The sequence below is a fragment of the Litchfieldella qijiaojingensis genome (assembly GCF_014651875.1).
In the GTDB taxonomy this organism is placed as follows: domain Bacteria; phylum Pseudomonadota; class Gammaproteobacteria; order Pseudomonadales; family Halomonadaceae; genus Litchfieldella; species Litchfieldella qijiaojingensis.
The window spans coordinates 21,626-40,495 of record NZ_BMXS01000029.1 but is presented as its reverse complement, the minus strand read 5'-3'; the positions used below and the strand labels follow the sequence as shown (position 1 = coordinate 40,495).

The window sequence follows — 18,870 nt, the reverse complement described above, 5'->3', positions numbered from 1 at the left end:
CGCGCAACCTTTCATCAACCTGTCATCTCGTCACCGCCTCATGAGACTTTGGTCGTATGCGTCTGCTCGTCGTCGAAGATGATCCGCTCATCGCCCGCTCGCTGAACCAGGCCCTGACCCCGCTGGGCAACACCGTCGAAGCCTTTACGCGCTATGTCGAAGCCAGCGCGGCGCTGCGTCACGACCGCTTCGACCTGATCCTGCTCGACTTGGGGCTGCCCGACGGCGATGGGCTGACGCTGCTCGGCGAACTGCGCGAGCGCGGCGACACCACGCCGGTGCTGATCCTCACCGCGCGCGATGGCATCGATGACCGGGTTCGCGGGCTCGACCTGGGTGCCGACGACTACCTGGCCAAGCCGTTCTCGCTTGCCGAACTCGAGGCGCGGGTGCGTGCCCTGCTGCGGCGCAGCCAGCAACGCACCGACAACCGCCTGAGCTTGGGCGCACTGTGTTTCGACCCGGCTTCGGGGGTTGCCGCGCTGAACGGCGAAGCGCTCGACCTGCCGCGTCGCGAGCTGCGCCTGCTGGAAGGCCTGTTGCTGCATGCCGGCAGCATCACCCCGCGCGAGATGCTCGAGAACCGGCTGTTCGGTTTCGGCGAGGTAGGTTCAAATGCTCTGGAGGTCTACATCAGCCGCCTGCGCAAGCGCTTGCAGGGCAGTGGGCTGCGCATCCGCACCTTCCGTGGCCTCGGCTATCGGCTCGAGGAAGACAAGCCGTGATCGAGGTCGACGGCACCCTGAAATCGCGCTTGGCGGTATGGTTGCTGGTCACCGTGAGCGCACTGGGCGCGCTGTTGCTGATCGAGGCCTATCTCAGCTCCCAGCGTGCCGCCGAGCGTGCCTACGATAGCCAGCTCGAGTCCGCGGCACTGACCATCGCCGAGGCCGTGCAATGGCAGGAGGGCCAGCCGGTGGTGGAAATTCCCGCCGCGGCGTTGCAGATTCTTGCCACCCGCCACCAGGAGCGGGTCTTCTACGCGGTGCTCGATGCCGACGGGCAGCGGGTCTCGGCCAACCTGGATTTCCCCATTCAGGCCGACTGGCGCAAGCAAGTCGACGAGCATCCGGTGTGGACGGATGCCGACAACCTCGGCGCCGGCTGGCGCCTGCATGGGCGGGAGTTCGATTCGGCCGGCTGGGAAACCCAGGACCCGGTGCAGATCTGGGTCGGCCACACCCTGGCCGGACGCCAGGCACTCACCGGCGAACTGTTCGAGCGCGCGGTGACCCGTTTCCTGGTCATGGTGCTGCTGGCGGGGCTGTTGATGCTGCTGGCGATGCGCGTGGCATTGAACCCCATGCGCCGGCTGCGCCAACTGCTGCGCCAGCGCGAGGCCGACGACATGCGTCCATTCGACGCCCGGGTGCCGGAGGAACTGCGCGAGCTGGCCGAAACCCTCGACACCCTGTTTGCCCGCCAGCGCGAGAGCCGCGATGCGCTGTTGCGCTTCACCGCCGATGCCAGCCACCAGCTCAAGACCCCGCTCGCTGGGCTGCAGAGCACCAGCGAACTGGCCCTGAAGAGTACCCAGCCCGACGAATGGCGCCGGGCGCTGGCGGCGGTCCACGACGGGGCCGAACGTACCAGCCGTCTGGCGAACCAACTGTTGAGCCTGGCACGGCTACGCCACGTTGCCGATGGCAGCGAGATGCGCCGGCTCGACCTGGCGACGCTGCTGCGCGAGACCGTGTTCGAGTGGGCCGAGCGCGATGTCGCCGAGGATCACGACCTGGGGCTGGCCAAACTGCCTAGCACGCCGCTGTTCATCCACGGCGAGCCGTGGGCGCTACGCGAACTGCTGGGCAACCTGATCGACAATGCACTGCGCTACACGCCACCGGGCAGCATGATCACCCTGGGTCTGGTACGGCATGTCGACGAAGTGGAGCTGTTCATCGAGGACGACGGCCCCGGCGTGGCCCCGGAGGTGCTGGAGCGCCTGCACCATCCCTTCGAGCGCGGCGGGCGTCAGGACACCCACGGTTCCGGCCTGGGGCTGGCGATCGTCGACTCCATCGCCCGGCGTCACGATGCTCGCCTGAATATGGCGCCGCATACGCCATGCGGGCTCAGGGTCAGCCTTTATTTTCCTTTGGCATCTCAGGAGGACACGCCATGATAGCCCGACGCTTGCGCACGCTCGCATTTGCGACTCTGTTGCTGGCGCCGGCCTCGGGCTGGGCCGCGATCCCGCTGGTGGTTGAGGCGGCACTCGACAGGGAAGTAGTCGCGCCGCTGTTGGAGGCCTTCGAGCAAGCGCATCCCGACATCGCCCTGGACTTCCGCGACCGCTCCACCCTGGAGGTCGACGAGCGCATCGCCGAGGCCGACCCGGCGCCGGACGTGGTCATCAGTTCGGCCATGCCGTGGCAGATGGCGCGCGTCAACGAAGGCTATGCGCGGCGATTGGATTCAGCCGAAGCGCGTGGCTGGCCGGAATGGGCCAAGTGGCGTGACGAGGTGTTCGGCTTCACCTTCGAGCCGATCGTCATGGCTTATCGCCTCGACCTGTCGCGCCATATGATGCCGCCGGCCACCCATGCCGACCTGCATACCCTGTTGACCGAGCAGTTGGAGCTGCTGCGCGGCCGGGTGACAACCTATTCCCCCTCGCGCAGCGGCGTGGGTTATACCCTGTTCCAGCAGGATGCCCGCTACACCACCCGTTTCTGGGACCTGGTGGCTGCCATGGGCAACGCCGACGCCGTGCTGGAAGCCAACACCCGAGCCATGCTCGAGGGCATCAGTGAAGGACGCTACTGGCTGGGCTACAACCTGCTCGGCTCCTACGCCATGGTGTGGGCCCAGGAGCATCCCGAGGTGATCGTCCAGGTGCCCCAGGACTATTCGCTGGTGATGATGCGCATGGCCTTCATCCATCGCGATGCACCGAACCCAGGCGCAGCCCGGGAATTCCTCGACTTCCTGCTCAGCCGCGATGGCCAGCGGGTGATCGCGGGTGAAACGCCGCTGTTCAGCGTGCGCCCCGACGTGATCGGCCCCTACACCGCGCAGCGCCTGCGCGACCAGGTCGGCGAGCGCCTCTATCCCATCCCGATCAATGCGTCGCTGCTGGCCTTCGTCGATCCCCAACGCCGCGATGCCTTCATGGCAAGGTGGCAGCGTGAGTTCGAGCGGCGCTAGGCGAAAGGGGAACACGCCACTCGTTTCGTTCCCCCGATTGTCGGCCCGGCCACATAGCCGTTATAATGGTTGATTAACTTCCTCCACGCCCCCGTCCTCCATCAGTTCAATGGGTGTTGCCGATATGTTACGTATGGCGCAAGAAGCTCTTACGTTCGATGACGTATTACTTGTTCCCGGCTATTCCGACGTTCTGCCCAAGGATGTCAGCCTCAAATCCCGCCTGACCCGCAATCTCGAACTCAACATCCCGCTCGTTTCCTCGGCCATGGATACCGTCACCGAAGCGCGCCTGGCCATCGCCATGGCCCAGGAAGGCGGCATCGGCATCATCCACAAGAACATGACCATCGCCAGCCAGGCCGCCGAGGTGCGCAAGGTCAAGAAACACGAGAGTGTGATCGTCAAGGACCCGGTGACCGTAGGTCCCAAGGCCAAGTTGCAGGACCTGCTGACAATGGCCGACGAATACGGCTATTCCGGCTTCCCGGTCGTAGAAGGCGAGACCCTGGTGGGCATCGTCACCGGCCGCGACATGCGCTTCCAGCCCGACCACAGCGACAGCGTCGAAGCGATCATGACGCCGCGTGAGAAGCTGGTCACCGTGCCGGTCGGCACCTCGCTCGACGTGATCAAGGCCAAGCTGCAGGAAAACCGCATCGAGAAGATCCTGATCGTCGACGACGCCTTCCGCCTGCAGGGCCTGGTCACGGTGCGTGACATCGAGAAGGCCAGGACCTACCCCAACGCCGCCAAGGACAGCGACGGCCGCTTGCTGGTCGGCGCCGCCGTGGGCACCGGCCCCGAAACGCCCGAGCGCGTCGCGGCACTGGTCGAAGCCGGGGTCGACGCCATCGTAGTCGACACCGCTCACGGTCACTCCAAGGGCGTGATCGACCGCGTGGCGTGGGTCAAGGAACACTTCCCTGACGTGCAGGTGATCGGTGGCAACATCGCCACCGCCGAAGCCGCCAGGGCGCTGGCCGAAGCCGGCGCCGATGGCGTCAAGGTCGGCATCGGCCCCGGTTCCATCTGCACCACTCGCGTGGTGGCTGGCGTGGGCGTACCGCAGATCACCGCAGTGGCCAACGTCGCCGAAGCGCTCAAGGAATATGACGTTCCGCTGATCGCCGACGGCGGCATCCGCTTCTCCGGCGACCTGGCCAAGGCCATTGCCGCCGGTGCCAGTTGCGTGATGATCGGCGGCCTGCTGGCCGGTACCGAGGAAGCCCCGGGCGAGATCGAACTCTACCAGGGCCGTACCTACAAGGCCTATCGCGGCATGGGCTCGATGGGTGCCATGGCTCAGAGCCAGGGCTCCGCCGACCGCTATTTCCAGGACAAGAGCGAAGGCGCCGAGAAGCTGGTACCGGAAGGCATCGAAGGCCGCGTGCCCTACAAGGGCGTGATGAGCGCCATCGTCCACCAGTTGATAGGTGGCCTGCGCGCCTCGATGGGCTACACCGGCTGCCGCAGCATCCAGGAGATGCGTACCAAGCCGGAATTCGTGCAGATCACCGGCGCCGGCTTCGCCGAATCGCATGTTCACGATGTGCAGATCACGAAAGAAGCCCCGAACTATCGTGCCGGCTAAGACCCGCACAAGAGGGTAGAGATAAGAAGTAAGAAGGAAGACGGAAGATAAGAGAAGGAAGGGAGAAGATGTTTCTTCTTTCTTCCCTCTTACCTCTTCCTACTTTCATCCGTTTTCGTACCGACAGCTCGTGACACCTCTCACAGCTGCTTGCATTGCAACCGCCGGTGGCCCCTTCATGACCGACATTCACGCCCATAAGATCCTGATCCTCGACTTCGGCTCCCAGTACACCCAGCTCATCGCGCGCCGGGTGCGCGAGATCGGTGTCTACTCCGAGATCCGCGCCTTCGATATCACCGAGGAGGAGATCCGCGAGTACAACCCCAACGGCATCATCCTTGCCGGTGGGCCGGAGTCCGTCACCGAACTGGATTCGCCACGCGCCCCGCAGTGCGTGTTCGAGATGGGCCTGCCGGTGCTGGGCATCTGCTACGGCATGCAGACCATGGCCGAGCAGCTCGGTGGCGCCGTGGAGGGTTCCAAGAAGCGCGAGTTCGGCTACGCCCAGGTGCGCATCGACGCCGAGACCGCGCTGTTCAAGGACATAAAGGACCACGTCGACTACGAGACCGACAAGGCGCTGCTCGACGTGTGGATGAGCCACGGCGACAAGGTCGCCCAGGTACCCGACACCTTCACCGTGATCGCCTCCACCCCGAGCTGCCCGATCGCCGCCATGGCCTGGGAAGAGAAGCAGTTCTACGGCGTGCAGTTCCACCCCGAGGTTACCCACACCCTGCAAGGCCAGCGCATTCTCGAGCACTTCGTGCTGGATATCTGCCAGGCCGAACGACTGTGGACCCCGGCGCAGATCATCGAGGACCAGATCGCCCGCGTGCGTGACCAGGTCGGCGACCGCCACGTGCTGCTCGGCCTCTCCGGCGGTGTCGACTCCTCGGTGGTCGCGGCGCTGCTGCACAAGGCGATCGGCGACCAGCTCACCTGCGTGTTCGTCGACAACGGCCTGCTGCGCAAGGATGAAGGCGACCACGTGATGGAAACCTTCGCCCGCCACATGGGTGTCAAGGTGATCCGCGTCGACGCCGAGGAACTGTTCCTCTCCAAGCTCGAAGGCGAGAACGACCCCGAGGCCAAGCGCAAGATCATCGGCAACACCTTCATCGATGTGTTCGACGACGAGGCTAGCAAGATCGAGGGCGTCGAGTTCCTGGCCCAGGGCACCATCTACCCCGACGTGATCGAATCCGCCGCCAGCAAGACCGGCAAGGCCCACGTGATCAAGTCGCACCACAATGTCGGCGGCCTGCCCGAGACCATGAAGCTCAAGCTGGTCGAACCGCTGCGCGAACTGTTCAAGGACGAAGTGCGTCGCCTCGGCCTCGAACTCGGCCTGCCCTACGACATGGTCTACCGCCACCCCTTCCCCGGGCCGGGTCTGGGCGTACGCATCCTCGGCGAAGTGAAGAAGGAATACGCCGACATCCTGCGCGAAGCCGACGCCATCTTCATCGAAGAACTGCACAAGGCCGACTGGTACCACAAGACCAGCCAAGCCTTCGCCGTGTTCCTGCCGGTGAAATCGGTCGGCGTAGTCGGCGACGGCCGCCGTTACGAATGGGTCATCGCCCTGCGCGCCGTGGAGACCATCGACTTCATGACCGCCCGCTGGGCCCACCTGCCGTACGAACTGCTGGAAACCGTCTCCAACCGCATCATCAACGAGCTGGAAGGCGTCTCCCGCGTGACCTACGACGTCAGCAGCAAGCCGCCCGCGACGATCGAGTGGGAGTAATTACACGTCTAGCACGACCTGGCACCCACAGGCAAGAAACACACTCTAGGCCCGCGTAATTGCGGGCTTTTTTGTAATTCTGTCTGGCACTGTCTTGATCCTACATGTTCATCAAACGGTGGTTTCTGGATATTTCAGTAAGGCAAGAGTCGAGTAGTGTAATGTGCTGCATTACACATTACACTTGTGTATGCTCGGTGCATGACTAGTGAATCGTCTCCTGTTCATCCGGGCTTCTATGTCCGAGAAAATGTTCTTAATCCCCGCAAGCTCACCGTCACAGAGGTGGCGAAGCTGATCGGCGTCAGTCGCCCCGGCGTATCGAACTTCCTGAATGGAAAAGTATCGGCAACGCCCGATATGGCGGCACGTCTCGAACGTGCTTTCGGGATTTCCGCCAAGACCATCCTCGACTTGCAAACCGCGTATGACGCGCAAGCTGGGAAAGCGAGGGGTGCAGCTCAGAAGGCGCGCGCTTACGTGACCCCGTTCATGAGCGTCCAGGCCAACGACCTCGTAAATTGGTTCACAACAACAATTCTTGCACGCACGAAGCTCTCGGTCCTGCTGCGAACGCTCGTTCACTCGACGGGTCACGATCTTCAGAAGGTGGACTTCCCCGGCAACGACGATGCCGAGCGTCCCGGCTGGGACGGCTTCATCGAGGCCAATTCCGGCACGCCTTGGATACCTTCCGGCGTCTCCGGGTGGGAGTTCGGTGTCACAGCGGACATCAAGGGCAAGGCGGACGGTGATTTTGCAAAGAGCGTGAGGGCAACCAAGAGCCCGGACCGGGCAAATATCACCTTCGTCTTTGTCACTCCTCGGCGGTGGCCGGGCAAGACAGCTTGGATCACCGCAATGAAGGCGAAGAAGCTCTGGAAAGATATTCGCGCTTACGACGCCAGTGATCTTGAACAGTGGATGGAGCAATCACTCGCGGCGCAGACATGGTTTGCGAACCAGACGGACCGTCCCTCTAGCGGCGTCAGAACGCTGGAACGCTGCTGGGATGATTGGGCAAATGTGGCGGACCCGGCCCTTCACCCTTCCCTCTTCGCTACAGCGAACGAGGTGTGGGACGGCAGGATCAAATCCTTCCTAGCGAAGGGCGGCTCGGATCCTCTAGTGATCGCGGCCGACTCCGTCGAAGAAGCACTTGCTTTCCTCGGTCAAGTTCTAGCTACTCCCGAGCTTGAGCAGCATAGGGACCGGGTGCTGGTGTTTGACCAGCCAGGCGTGCTGCCGAAACTCGCCCAGGGCACCACCGATATCGTTGCGGTCGCTCACACGCGGGAAGTGGAACGCGAGTTTGGACCCTACAGCGCATCGCTGCGAACCATCGTTGTCTATCCCCGCAACGCCACCAGCGCGGGGCCCGATGTCGTGTTGGAGCCCCTTGGATACGAGTCGTTCACTAAGGCGCTTGAAGCGATGGGCAAATCCCGCGATGACATAGTGAGGCTGACCAACGCCTCGGGTCGTTCGTTGACGGTCCTTCGGCGCCAACTCTCGAACATTCCGGCAATCCATACACCCGTTTGGGCTGACGACCCTGAAACGGCATCCGGGCTTATTCCGCTTGTGCTTGTCGGCGCATGGGACGCCCAGAACGAGGCGGATCGAACCGTCCTGTCTCGTCTGGCGGAAGACGCACCTTTCGAGGTTCTGGAAAAACGCATTCTGGAGTTGTTGCGGCTCAACGACTCTCCGGTTTGGTCGATTGGTGGATACCGGGGGGTGATTTCAAAAATCGATTCCCTCTTCGCAATCGCGGGCGCGATCACCAAGGCTGATCTCAACCGCTTTCTCGACGTCGCGAGGAGCGTTCTGGGCGAAGATGACCCGGCCCTCGACCTTCCCGAGAAAGATCGTTGGGCGGCGGCCATACATGGCAAACAGCGCGAGTTCTCCGGGGCGGTGCGTGAAGGCATCTCCGAGACTCTGGTGTTGCTGGCCGTGTACGGCAAGAACCTCTTCGGCAAGCACCTTGGTTTCGATGGCGAACTTGAAGCCGCGAAACTCGTGCGTGATCTTCTTGAGCCTATTAAGACTAGGAAGCTGGAGGCGAATGAGCGCGACCTTCCGCTTTATGCAGAAGCCGCTCCTGGCGAGTTCCTCGATATCATCGAGCGTGATCTGCGCGCAGAGAAGTCCGAGGTGATAGGCTTGCTGAGACCTGTCGATACCGGATTCTTTGGTTCGTGCCCGCGTACCGGATTGCTTTGGGCACTCGAAGGGCTTGCGTGGAATCCGTCGACCTTTCCCCGTGTCGTGAAGATTCTGGGCCAGCTTTCTGAGGTAGAGATCAACGATAACTGGGCGAACAAGCCCATCGAATCACTGGGGGCCATCTTTCGTGCATGGATGCCCCAGACGGCAGCGGATCACGAGACGCGCTTGAAGGCGATCCGCATGCTGCTGGAGAAGCACCCGGCTATCGGCTGGAAGGTTTGTCTCCAGCAGTTCGGCGATTACGGGAACCGCGTCGGCGACTACAGCCACAAGCCGAAGTGGCGTCCCGACGGCTACGGCTTCGGGGAGCCCTTCAAGACATGGGGACCGATCCGCGCATTTGTCAGGGAGATGGTGAAGATCGCGCTTAGCAGGCCGTCCTACACCGTTGAGATGTCGTGTGACCTTGTCTCAAGGCTGCATGGACTCGCGCCCGAGGATCAGGAGCGTGTCTGGGAGATCATCGGCGAGTGGCACAATGCGGGCGCTCCTGATGAGGATATTGCGAAGATACGCGAGAAAATCCGTGTGACCGTCCTCTCTCGCCGGGGTCGTAAGAAGGCCGATGAAGAAGGGCAGGCAAGCCTGACCAATAAAGCCAAGGCGGTCTATGCCGCGATGCAGCCCAAGGACATCGTGAACAAGCATGAGTGGCTGTTTCGTCAGGGCTGGGTTGAGGAGTCTGCGGACGAGCTCGCCGAAGACGAGATGGACTTCCAGGCGCGTGAGCGACGCATCGAAAAGCTCCGCGTCGAAGCCCTGACGGACATTGTGCGAGAGCGAGGTATGCCCGGCATTCTCGCGCTCGCTGAAAAAGGAAGTTCTCAGCGCCAGATCGGGGCGCACGTAGTGTCCGGCATCCTCACCGACGAGCAGATTGAGGACATGATCCTGCAATGCCTGCGTCCGGCACGGAATGACGCGGGCCGCGACGGCATCGTTGCCGGGGCGCTCTGGGCGTTGGGCAGCGATCGGCGGGGGGCGATCTATGCGAGCCTGCGGAGCAAGATCACCGAAGAGGAAGCACTCCATCTTTTGCTTCTCTCGCCTTACCGGGCTTCGACGTGGGAGCTTGTGGACCAACCCTCGGCGGAAGTGCGCGCTCGATACTGGAGCGAAGTGGTTCCGCAGTACGTATTCGACTCTCCCGAGGATAACAATGAAAGCGTTCGCCGCCTGCTTGCAGTCGAACGACCTCGGGCAGCCTTTGCCTCGGTGCATTTCAAACTCGAAGAAATACGCCCGCCCCTCCTTGTGCAGATGCTATCTGCCATGGCCAAGGGCGGAAACGACAAGCCTGGCGAGTACCAACTGCACGACTACGACGTGCAGCGTGCCTTCCAACTGCTCAATCGCAACCCGGACGTCTCTTCAGAGGAAAAGGCCGGGCTGGAGTTCGCGTACCTAGACGTTCTGGCGCGCTCTTTCCGGGGTGAAGACCGGCATCAGATTCCAAACCTCGAGCGCTACATCGAGGAACATCCTGAGCTGTTCGTGCAGGCGATCGTGTGGACCTACAAGCGTAAAGACCGTGGCGAAGATCCTCCCGAGTTTCGCGTTACCGAAGGCCGCGAGCATCTGGCAAAGCGTGGGTACCGCCTGCTTGAAGCCATTGAGCGCATCCCCGGTCAGGACAAGGCGACCGAAGAGGAACAGCGCGAAAAGCTCGCGGAATGGGTTGCAACGGTAAGGAAGTCTTGCGCCGAACTCGACCGCGCGGCAATCGCGGACGTGTGCCTTGGCAAGCTTCTCTCCAACGCACCAGCTGGCGAGGATGGCGTGTGGCCGAACGAAGTTGTTCGCGATGTTATGGAGGACTTGCAGTCCGAGGATGTCACCAGCGGCGCCCATACGGGTCTCTACAACGCGCGCGGCGTTCATTGGTGCGGTGAAGGAGGTGGTCAGGAACGGGAACTCGCGGACAAGTATCGCAACTGGGCCGACGCCTTGCAGTTCACACATCCCTTCGTCTCGTCTTCGCTTCTGATGTCGATGGTCAAAACGTATGAGCGGGAAGCTGAGCAACAGGACACCGAGGCCGGGATACGACGGAGGTTGAGGCATTAAGGAGAAGAAGCGTACCCTCATCGGGACTAGCTTGTCATGGTATTTTTTGTGGTATCGTATGATCGCCGTTTTTCAATTTTCTGATTTAAAACAACAATTTTGTTTAGTTGATGATAGAGTGGGAGTGAGGGGAATATAGCTGCCCTGTCTTTTATAAAAGCCTGCCCGCAATGGGCAGGCTTTTTTGAGAGACGACGGTCGCCATGGCCTGGTCCCGGAGTTTTGCCTGGCGCTTTCCGTCAGTGATGTCAACCTACCCCAACTGTCCACCGCTCAGGCAGCTTCCGGCAATTGCTCAGGATGCGCTGCTGCAGCCTCTCCAGCAGTATTTGTTCGGTGCCTTGATGGGCCTCGGGGCTCAAGATATCGAGAACGGTATCTATAGCGGCAGGCATGCGCTCGGCAAGTTCGAGTCCTTGGCGTAGGAAGTAGCGTGGCTGGAACCGCATCACCCTGGCCAGGGATTCAAGGTGCGAGCGCTCGATGCTGCCAGGGCGGTCTTCCCCGGCGATCCGAAACGCGAAGCGGCGCGAGAGCCCGCTGTAGAGCGTCGTGCTCATCAGGTCGTAGAACGGCGCCAACCGGGGCCCTTCGTCGGTATAGAGGATGGCGAGGTTCTTGGCGTGGCTGTCATTGTTGCCGATCAGCAGATTGAAGAAGAACCAGCCGATTAGCCGCTGCAAGTCCTTGGCCGGCGTGCCGACCTGCTGCAGGAGTTCGCGACAGCGCGCCAGGCCGGGGCCACCGTCGCTTTCGTATTTGATCAGCGAAGGCGTACCAGCAAGCTGGCAGAAGTCGAGCTGGTGCAGGCGTCGCAGTCCGCCCTGTTCGTCGGGCACGCGGTCGTAGCGGCGCACTAGGCAAGCGCGTGTTTCGGGCTGGTAGCTGGCCCCGGCGACCTCGAGCCCGAGCTTGGCGGCCAGTTGCATGCAGAAGGTCTCGTTGATGGCGGAGCCCCATACGCCTCTCAGGCCCTGAATGTCCGGCTTGAGGATATGGCTGGAAGGTGCCGACCCTTCCGGTATGGCGGGACTCCCGTCTTTCAGCACCATCAGTAATAGCTTGTCCTGAGCTCCGGCCAGTGAGATGCGTGCTTCCTCACCCTGTTGCGAGAGCAGGGGACCTCGTTCCCGGTGTCGCAGGTGTTCCGCCAGCGCCTCCCAACTGATGGGGCGATAGTGCGGCGGAGCCGGTGACTCGCCCGGTGGCAGCAGGGTGAAGCCACTGGCCGTGTCTCCGCCGATGGCCTTCAGCAGCCCGAAGACGGTACTGGTGTGATGGCGAAGCTCCAGATGGTGGCGCAGATCGCCTTCCGGCAGCAGATTCTCGAAGTAGGCCAGAACCTCATCGCCAACGTGAACGCGCTGTGTGAGCGTCAGCGAGGGCGAGAGACTCACGGCTTCGGGGTGTTCCAGCCATTCGGAGGCATACTCGAAGCGCAGCGGTTGAGCGTCGTACAGTCGGCCAACATATTCGTCGCCGTGGTAAACCTCCAGGGCGTTATCACTCGCCATGACGAATGCCACCCTTGCGCCGCACGACTACCTCGAGCCCCATCAGGTCCAGCACGTCCAACACCTTTTGAAGTTGCAGGGTGGGCTTGCCTCTCTCCAGGTCGACAATGAAGCGGTTGCCGGTGCCGGCGAGTCCAGCCAGGTCGATTTGCAACAGGCCCTGCTCGGTGCGCAGCTGGCGCACCAGCTTGCCGAGGTCTTCGCTGTGGCGAACGGGTATAGCCAAGGGGGCAGGGGAGTCGTTTGTAGGCATGGGAACCTGAATGTAATTACCGTTCGGTAATTCTAGGCACGGTACTAGCGATCCGCAAAGGAATAATTACCGATCGGTAATCAAAGAGTCGGTCAGGGCTAGATAAGCGAGAAAAATTACCGTTCGGTAACTCGTCTCCGGCATCGGCTCCTTTAGAGTATCGTCACTGGTCTGCAACTCCAGCAAGAGCGCTTCGGCCTCGGGCGCTTCGCCCAGGCGGGCGCGCTTCCTCTAAGTGCACATCAATCAGGCGGGATTTTCTTCAAGCGCTCATCGGCGCGTTTCACCGTTTTCATTTTTTCGGGCCGCTTCATGGATTTCCACCGACGTATCTCTTCCTCTGTGCGGCCACAGCCGGTGCACAGGCCTCCCTTTAGCTGGCAAACCGAGACACACGGGCTTTCGATCTTTTTCGCCATTCAATGCCTCGTTGGCTTGGAGCGTAGCCGACGTTGCCAGTCGCCGCCGTGCTCCCGCTGAAACGCTTCTTCGCTGTCGAAATCGAGATGCCGCGAGACGTCGCCGACATCGAGGCCGGCCTCGGCCAATGCCTCGGCAGTCAGGTCAACGATGCATCGTCGGGCATCGCCCTTGAGTGCATTCGCCAGGTTGGGGTGGGTGTCGAATATCCAGGTGACCACCAGGCTTTCGGGAAAGCGCTGATAATCGACACGGTGGGTCAGCCAGCAAAAACCGGGCAGTAGGAGCTTGGCCTGCTCGCAGGCATGTGTCAGCGAAGCGACCAGTCGTCGCTCCATCTTGCCGCGTTCTCGCTTGGCAATCATCAGTTTTGCGCGAGATACCTCGTACTTCGAGTGCGAGGAGGGATAGCGCGGCGCCGTCAGGCGCCCCTGTTCTCGCTGCCTCCGTTCTTTGCTGGCTATCTATACAGTTAATGTTCTATGCTGCACGTCATGATGAAACGCGCCTACAAGTACCGCTTCTACCCGACGCCCGAGCAGGCGCTGCTGCTGGCCCGGACGTTCGGCTGTGTGCGTTTCGTCTACAACGCGGTGCTTCGCTATCGCATCGATGCCTTCTACGAGCACAACGAAAAGATCGGCTACACGGCGGCCAATGCCCACCTGTCGCGGATGAAGAAGGCCGACGAGACGGCATTCCTCAACGAAGTCAGCTCGGTTCCGCTTCAACAGTGTCTTCGCCATCAGCAAACCGCCTTCAAGAACTTCTTTGCAGGATGCGCCCGTTACCCTCGCTTCAAGAGCAAGCGGCACCGCCAGTCGGCGGAGTTCACCCGCTCGGCGTTCACATATCGAGACGGACGACTGTTCCTCGCCAAGTGCAAGGAGCCTCTGGCGGTTCGCTGGAGTCGGGAGCTTCCCGGCGAGCCGACGACCGTGACCGTGTCCAAGGACTCGGCAGGTCGCTACTTCGTCAGCTGCCTGTGCGAGTTCGATCCCGAGACGCTGCCCGTGATCCCGAAAATGGTGGGCATCGATCTCGGCTTGAAAGACCTGTTCGTCACCAGCGACGGACATCGAATCGGCAATCCCCGCCATACGGCGAAATACGCGACCCGTCTTGCCAAGGCACAGCGTCGGCTGAGCAAGAAGAAGCTCGGCTCGAAGAACCGTGCCAAGGCCCGACAGAAAGTGGCGCGCCTTCACGCCAGGATCTCCGATTGCCGGATGGACAACTTGCACAAGTTGTCCCGCCAGATCGTCAACGAGAACCAAGTGATCTGCGTCGAGTCCCTGAGGATGAAGAACATGCTGCGCAACCCGACCCTTGCCAAGTCGATCAGCGATGCCGGCTGGGGCGAGTTCGTCCGGCAGCTCGAGTACAAAGCGGTATGGGCGGGGCGCCAGCTAGTCGCCATCGACCCGTGGTACCCGTCCAGTAAACGCTGCTCCGGCTGCGGGCATGTGATGGATGAGATGCCGCTGCATGTCCGAACGTGGACCTGCCCAGGTTGCGCCACTGACCACGACCGCGACGTGAACGCCGCGGTCAATATCAAAGCCGCCGGGCTGGCGGTGTTAGCCCTTGGAGAGAAGGTAAGCGGCATGGGGCAAGTCTCCATGTCCGGTTCTCGGTGAATTGGGAATCCCCTTCCTTCAGGGAGGGGAGCAGTCAATGAGTCTCCAAAACGTTTAGCCTGTCACGGGAAGCAATCCCGCGAAGCTATCCACTGCGATCTGCACGAAGCGTCCTTCATCGCCCCTGCTCAGGAATCCCACTCCAGGTGCGCCGGCCAGGCTCAGCGCCATTCCCTCGTGCACTTCGATACGCGTGTGATTACCGATCGGTAATTCTAGGCGCGATTCTGGTGTCTCGCAACGGAATAATTACCGCTCGGTAATTATCGTGACTGTTAAGGAAATGCTGAAGACATAAGGTAAACCGGCTCTTAACAGTCGAGGGTGTAGGCGTGGTCTGACGCCTCCGGTTTCGAGCAGGCTCCTGGCGATGTAGCTGGCCAGGTTCCGGAATTCGAATACGGCACCCAGCCGCGTTCACCGATTAGCGGCCAGCACTGCCGCGAGGCCTTCTTGCAGGTCCTTGACGAAATACTCGGGAACCTCCAGCGACGGAAAATGCCCCCGCTTTCGGGCGTCCTCCATCGGACGATCTGTCGGTACCGCTCCTGTGCCCAGGGGCGCGGACACTTCTCGATATCGCGGGGGTATATACTGATTGCTGACGGGACATCGACCCGAAGTTCGGGGTCGAGCGAGTTAACACCGCCGTGGCTTTCGTAGTAAATGCGGGCCGACGATGCGCCGGTTCGCGTCAGCCAGTACAGGGTGACGTCGTCAAGAATTCTGTCTCGGGAAATCGTCTCGAACGGGCTATCTTCGGTATCTGTCCACTCAGCGAACTTGTCGAGAATCCAGGCCAGAAGCCCGACTGGTGAGTCGACAAGCGAATAGCCGATGGTTTGCGGTCGGGTCGCCTGCTGCTTCGCGTACGCCGCGCGGTGGAGCCAGAAATCACGGGTGTCCTCGGCCCATTTGCGCTCGGCCGCCGTCAGCCCGTCCATTGTCAACCCGGGCGGTGCCTGCGCCAACGTTGTATGGATGCCGAGAACGTGTGCCGGGAACCTGCCGCCGAGGACAGTGGTGATTACACCTCCCCAGTCGCCGCCGTGGGCTGCGAACTTGCTGTAGCCGAGCCTTCCCATCAGTTCCACCCATGCGGCCGCGATCTTTCCGGTTCCCCACCCGGTGGTGGCCGGCTTGTCGCTGTAGCCAAAGCCCGGCAACGACGGGACCACGACGTGGAATGCTGGCGCATCTGGATCTTTCGGATCTGCCAGTTCGTCTACTACATCAACGAACTCAGCAATGCTGCCTGGCCAGCCGTGCGTCAAGATCAGAGGAGTGGCATCGGCGCGCGCGGATCGGCGGTGCAGGAAGTGGATTCCGAGACAATCAATAGTCGTGCGGAACTGGCCGATACGGTTAAGGCGCACCTCGAACGACCGCCAATCATACTCGGTGCGCCAGTAGTCCACGACATCGACGAGGTCGGCGAGAGGAACACCCTGTTCCCATCGGCGAGGGTCGGGCGCGGCGCGATAGACCGTCTCGGCCTCCGGTAGCCGCGCCGCGGCCAATCGCGCGCGCAGATCGTCGAGGTCAGCATCAGTTGCGTGGGCTTCAAATGCTTGCACGTCGCTGGTTAGACGATTCATGAGATGCCCCCGTCGGAGTGAGCTGCCGCAGCGTCGGTGACGAACCAATGTGTGGGCATGAGACCTCCCTAGTCATCGTTGAAACCGGCTTGGGCCCTTCTGCGAGCCTGGTAGGAAGGAATCTGCCAGACAGTCGCAGAGGAACAGCCTCAAGGTTGACGACGACGGCGCCGGAATCGAGGGCGTGACAAGGCCTTGCGAAATCCACGCCAGGCACCGCCAAACAGCTTGGCAAAGAATCCGGCGCGCAACCGGGCATTGCGCTGCTCGATTTCACGCATTTTCGGATCCGGGTTATGGAAGGCCATGACTGTCACCCCGCTGCTGTAGCAAGCACACTGGATGCATATCACGGGGTCACAGCGCCTGTCGAGACACTTCCCTCCATGCAGAGGCAGGCCCATGCAAACGCTGCTGCTGGCGATCGAGAAGGCCAAGGCCAGCATCCGCGCCAAGGTGGAGCACCCGTTTCATGTCATCAAGGACCTCTTCGGCCACCGGATGGTTCGCTACAAGGGGCTGCCAAAGAACCAGACGCAACCGCTTGTGGTATTGCCCGGGCGTCAGCGTAGTCATGTGCTTGAAGTACTTGTGAAACGAGGTGAGGCTCATGCCGGCTTCCGTCGCCAGTCGCTCCACGGGCACGCGCAAGCGGTACTCGGCTCTGAGAATTGCAATGGCGGCGGCGAGGCGGCCTGCCCTACAGCATGGTCTACCGCCACCCCTTCCCGGGGCCGGGCCTGGGCGTGCGCATCCTCGGCGAAGTGAAGAAGGAATACGCCGACATCCTGCGCGAAGCCGACGCCATCTTCATCGAAGAACTGCACAAGGCCGACTGGTACCACAAGACCAGCCAGGCCTTCGCCGTGTTCCTGCCGGTGAAATCGGTCGGCGTGGTCGGCGACGGCCGCCGCTACGAATGGGTCATCGCCCTGCGCGCCGTGGAAACCATCGACTTCATGACCGCCCGTTGGGCCCACCTGCCGTACGAACTGCTGGAAACCGTCTCCAATCGCATCATCAACGAGCTGGAAGGTGTCTCCCGCGTCACCTACGATGTCTCGAGCAAGCCGCCCGCGACGATCGAGTGGGAGTGAAAGGGCAGGGCTAGTAGCAACGCCTTGCCCCATCACATCACCCGCCTCATACCAAAGCCTGCCTCCTCGGCAGGCTTTTTCATTGAAATCTGTTACATCCCAAATTTACTCAGGAGTTAAAGCCGCAGAGATGGCTGCCGATAAGAAGAATAGAACATGCGGACAAGGACGGTCGCAGGGAAAGGATGTCATCCCCGGGCGGTAGCGTGCCCGAGCCCGAGCCCCCTGCCAAATCAGCCGCTCTTCTGTAGGAGATTGGTTTATGGGCGATAGTTATCTGAGGGGGATGTTGGTATGTATAAGTCAGTGCCAATATTAGTGTTTTTGTTTTTAATGGGGTGTGCAACAGGCTCCGTTCGTATGATTGGCGATGTCGCAACTTATAAAAGTGGAAACTGTGAAGTAAAGGTGTATCAAACGAGATCGAAGGCGCTAGAAAGTGGGATGGAAAAAGAAATATGCGTAGTTGAAGGAAGTAGTGCGTTCAGCTTTGATCACAGTATTAATGGAGCAATAAAAAATAATATAGGGAAGATATGTGGGTGTGGGGTTGAAAATGCTTATGTCGAATCGGCGCATACGGAATCGCACATGGGCTTAAAAGGCGTGTCTTACATAAATCTAGTAGGCTTTGAATAGTTTTATCTGGTATTAGTTTAAATGCTTTATAATCGAGTCTATTTGATGTCAGGTGGGCAGGTTGTTAAATTAATAAGAAGTGGTGTTAAGAACTCTGTGCGTTATTTTTGAGGGGCGTCTGCCAAGAAGGGTATTGACTTTGATAAGGCGTTACCTCTACCACCAACTCGCTCCGGAAGGCTGGCATACTCACGGCTTGTCACCGATGAATAAGCTGGTATGCGTGCTGATTCTCGCTGCGTCCTTTATCGCTATTGTTGAGACGGAACCAACCATTCGAGATGCCTATCCGCTGACCTTCGGCGGGCTGGAAGCGTTCTTCGTGGCTGTTTTCTCCATCGAGTACCTGGCACGGCTTTATGCGGCAGGGGAAGACCCTCGATACAGCGGGATAGTGGGACGAGTTCGCTACGTCTTCACTTGGTGGGCGCTTGTCGACCTGATCGCCATCCTGCCGTTCTTTCTCGGCTTTATCGCTCATAACAATGCCTTCCTGCTGAGGCTGTTTCGGATACTCCGATTGTTACGCTTGTCGCGGCTGGGGCGTTTCAGTCGGGCGTGGGCGGCATTGGCGGAGGCCCTGACGGCGCGGGTCCATGAGCTGGTGATCAGCATAGGCGTGGCCGGGTTATTGTTACTGTTTTCTGCGGCTTGCCTGTATGCCGTCGAGGCAGCTCATCAGCCCGAGGCGTTCGGTAGCGTGCTCAGGGCGTTGTGGTGGAGCATCGCGACCCTGACAACGGTGGGCTATGGTGATGTGACGCCGATTACGGCGCTAGGCAAGCTATTTGCGGGCATTACTGCGGTTGCTGGGATTGGCATTATCGCCATGCCGACGGGGATTCTGGCCGCTGCCTTCAGCGATGCCTTTCAGAATAACGACAACGATAAGAAACAGGGAGAATGA

At 60.8% G+C, this 18,870-nt stretch carries 14 protein-coding genes and 3 pseudogenes; 11 read left to right on the top strand and 6 right to left on the bottom strand.

From position 1 onward, the window contains the following. Nucleotides 1-56 precede the first annotated feature (56 nt). The 6 genes from IE093_RS19820 to IE093_RS19795 all read left to right on the top strand — a co-directional run bounded on the left by IE093_RS19820 (nt 57) and on the right by IE093_RS19795 (nt 10,802). A complete protein-coding gene (locus IE093_RS19820; RefSeq protein WP_189472272.1) occupies nt 57-725 on the top strand; it encodes a response regulator in 669 nt (222 codons plus the stop codon). Continuing rightward, nucleotides 722-2,125, top strand: a complete 1,404-nt coding sequence (locus IE093_RS19815) for a sensor histidine kinase (protein WP_189472270.1) — start codon at nt 722-724, stop codon at nt 2,123-2,125. The genes IE093_RS19820 and IE093_RS19815 overlap by 4 nt, the downstream gene beginning before the upstream one ends. Continuing rightward, entirely contained in the window at nt 2,122-3,150 is a 1,029-nt protein-coding gene (locus tag IE093_RS19810) for an ABC transporter substrate-binding protein (RefSeq protein WP_189472268.1), read from the top strand. The genes IE093_RS19815 and IE093_RS19810 overlap by 4 nt, the downstream gene beginning before the upstream one ends. A gap of 124 nt (nt 3,151-3,274) precedes the next feature. Further along, nucleotides 3,275-4,744: an IMP dehydrogenase gene (gene guaB / locus IE093_RS19805; protein ID WP_189472266.1), complete on the top strand. Its 1,470-nt coding sequence runs from the start codon at nt 3,275-3,277 to the stop codon at nt 4,742-4,744. A gap of 178 nt (nt 4,745-4,922) precedes the next feature. Next, nucleotides 4,923-6,500 (top strand): glutamine-hydrolyzing GMP synthase, encoded by a 1,578-nt coding sequence (guaA, locus tag IE093_RS19800; protein WP_189472264.1) that lies wholly within the window; start codon nt 4,923-4,925, stop codon nt 6,498-6,500. Nucleotides 6,501-6,701: 201 nt separating this feature from the next. Beyond that, on the top strand, nt 6,702-10,802 hold the full coding sequence (locus tag IE093_RS19795) for a HigA family addiction module antitoxin (RefSeq protein ID WP_189472262.1): 4,101 nt from the start codon (nt 6,702-6,704) through the stop codon (nt 10,800-10,802). A gap of 248 nt (nt 10,803-11,050) precedes the next feature. On the opposite strand, the gene IE093_RS19790 is transcribed toward IE093_RS19795, so the two are convergent. The 4 genes from IE093_RS19790 to IE093_RS19775 form a co-directional block, all read right to left on the bottom strand. Beyond that, nucleotides 11,051-12,316 (bottom strand): type II toxin-antitoxin system HipA family toxin, encoded by a 1,266-nt coding sequence (locus IE093_RS19790; protein WP_189472260.1) that lies wholly within the window; start codon nt 12,314-12,316, stop codon nt 11,051-11,053. Further along, nucleotides 12,306-12,542 (bottom strand): type II toxin-antitoxin system Y4mF family antitoxin, encoded by a 237-nt coding sequence (locus IE093_RS19785; protein ID WP_229803781.1) that lies wholly within the window; start codon nt 12,540-12,542, stop codon nt 12,306-12,308. The genes IE093_RS19790 and IE093_RS19785 overlap by 11 nt, the downstream gene beginning before the upstream one ends. Before the next feature lie 269 nt (nt 12,543-12,811). Further along, nucleotides 12,812-12,988, bottom strand: a complete 177-nt coding sequence (locus tag IE093_RS19780) for a DUF1289 domain-containing protein (protein WP_189472256.1) — start codon at nt 12,986-12,988, stop codon at nt 12,812-12,814. Then, on the bottom strand, nt 12,989-13,354 hold the full coding sequence (locus IE093_RS19775; protein WP_189472254.1) for a hypothetical protein: 366 nt from the start codon (nt 13,352-13,354) through the stop codon (nt 12,989-12,991). It lies immediately after the preceding gene. 129 nt (nt 13,355-13,483) lie between these two features. Between IE093_RS19775 and IE093_RS19770 the strand changes: the two genes are divergently transcribed. Further along, nucleotides 13,484-14,629: an RNA-guided endonuclease InsQ/TnpB family protein gene (locus tag IE093_RS19770; protein WP_189472252.1), complete on the top strand. Its 1,146-nt coding sequence runs from the start codon at nt 13,484-13,486 to the stop codon at nt 14,627-14,629. 962 nt (nt 14,630-15,591) lie between these two features. On the opposite strand, the pseudogene IE093_RS22530 reads toward IE093_RS19770, so the two are convergent. After that, nucleotides 15,592-16,227: pseudogene (locus IE093_RS22530) on the bottom strand (epoxide hydrolase family protein); the annotation flags it as partial. A 149-nt stretch (nt 16,228-16,376) separates the two neighbouring features. After that, complete coding sequence (locus tag IE093_RS19760; protein WP_189472250.1) at nt 16,377-16,535, bottom strand: hypothetical protein; 159 nt, start codon at nt 16,533-16,535, stop codon at nt 16,377-16,379. A gap of 118 nt (nt 16,536-16,653) precedes the next feature. On the opposite strand from IE093_RS19760, the pseudogene IE093_RS19755 reads away from it, so the two are divergent. The 4 genes and pseudogenes from IE093_RS19755 to IE093_RS19740 all read left to right on the top strand — a co-directional run. Continuing rightward, nucleotides 16,654-16,767 (top strand): annotated as a pseudogene (locus IE093_RS19755) (transposase); the annotation flags it as partial. A gap of 152 nt (nt 16,768-16,919) precedes the next feature. Beyond that, nucleotides 16,920-17,324, top strand: a pseudogene (locus IE093_RS19750) (GMP synthase (glutamine-hydrolyzing)); the annotation flags it as partial. Between the two features lie 294 nt (nt 17,325-17,618). Further along, a complete protein-coding gene (locus tag IE093_RS19745; RefSeq protein WP_189472248.1) occupies nt 17,619-17,963 on the top strand; it encodes a hypothetical protein in 345 nt (114 codons plus the stop codon). A 205-nt stretch (nt 17,964-18,168) separates the two neighbouring features. Next, the gene (locus IE093_RS19740) at nt 18,169-18,870 is read left to right on the top strand and encodes a potassium channel family protein (RefSeq protein ID WP_189472246.1); all 702 of its coding nucleotides are present in this window, start codon (nt 18,169-18,171) and stop codon (nt 18,868-18,870) included.

Coding starts and splice junctions, on each gene's coding strand:
- IE093_RS19760 (WP_189472250.1), bottom strand. CDS start 16,535: ATGGCCTTCCATAACCCGGATCCGAAAATGCGTGAAATCGAGCAGCGC.
- guaB (WP_189472266.1), top strand. CDS start 3,275: ATGTTACGTATGGCGCAAGAAGCTCTTACGTTCGATGACGTATTACTT.
- IE093_RS19780 (WP_189472256.1), bottom strand. CDS start 12,988: ATGGCGAAAAAGATCGAAAGCCCGTGTGTCTCGGTTTGCCAGCTAAAG.
- IE093_RS19770 (WP_189472252.1), top strand. CDS start 13,484: ATGATGAAACGCGCCTACAAGTACCGCTTCTACCCGACGCCCGAGCAG.
- guaA (WP_189472264.1), top strand. CDS start 4,923: ATGACCGACATTCACGCCCATAAGATCCTGATCCTCGACTTCGGCTCC.
- IE093_RS19790 (WP_189472260.1), bottom strand. CDS start 12,316: ATGGCGAGTGATAACGCCCTGGAGGTTTACCACGGCGACGAATATGTT.
- IE093_RS19810 (WP_189472268.1), top strand. CDS start 2,122: ATGATAGCCCGACGCTTGCGCACGCTCGCATTTGCGACTCTGTTGCTG.
- IE093_RS19795 (WP_189472262.1), top strand. CDS start 6,702: ATGACTAGTGAATCGTCTCCTGTTCATCCGGGCTTCTATGTCCGAGAA.
- IE093_RS19820 (WP_189472272.1), top strand. CDS start 57: ATGCGTCTGCTCGTCGTCGAAGATGATCCGCTCATCGCCCGCTCGCTG.
- IE093_RS19775 (WP_189472254.1), bottom strand. CDS start 13,354: ATGATTGCCAAGCGAGAACGCGGCAAGATGGAGCGACGACTGGTCGCT.
- IE093_RS19745 (WP_189472248.1), top strand. CDS start 17,619: ATGTATAAGTCAGTGCCAATATTAGTGTTTTTGTTTTTAATGGGGTGT.
- IE093_RS19740 (WP_189472246.1), top strand. CDS start 18,169: ATGAATAAGCTGGTATGCGTGCTGATTCTCGCTGCGTCCTTTATCGCT.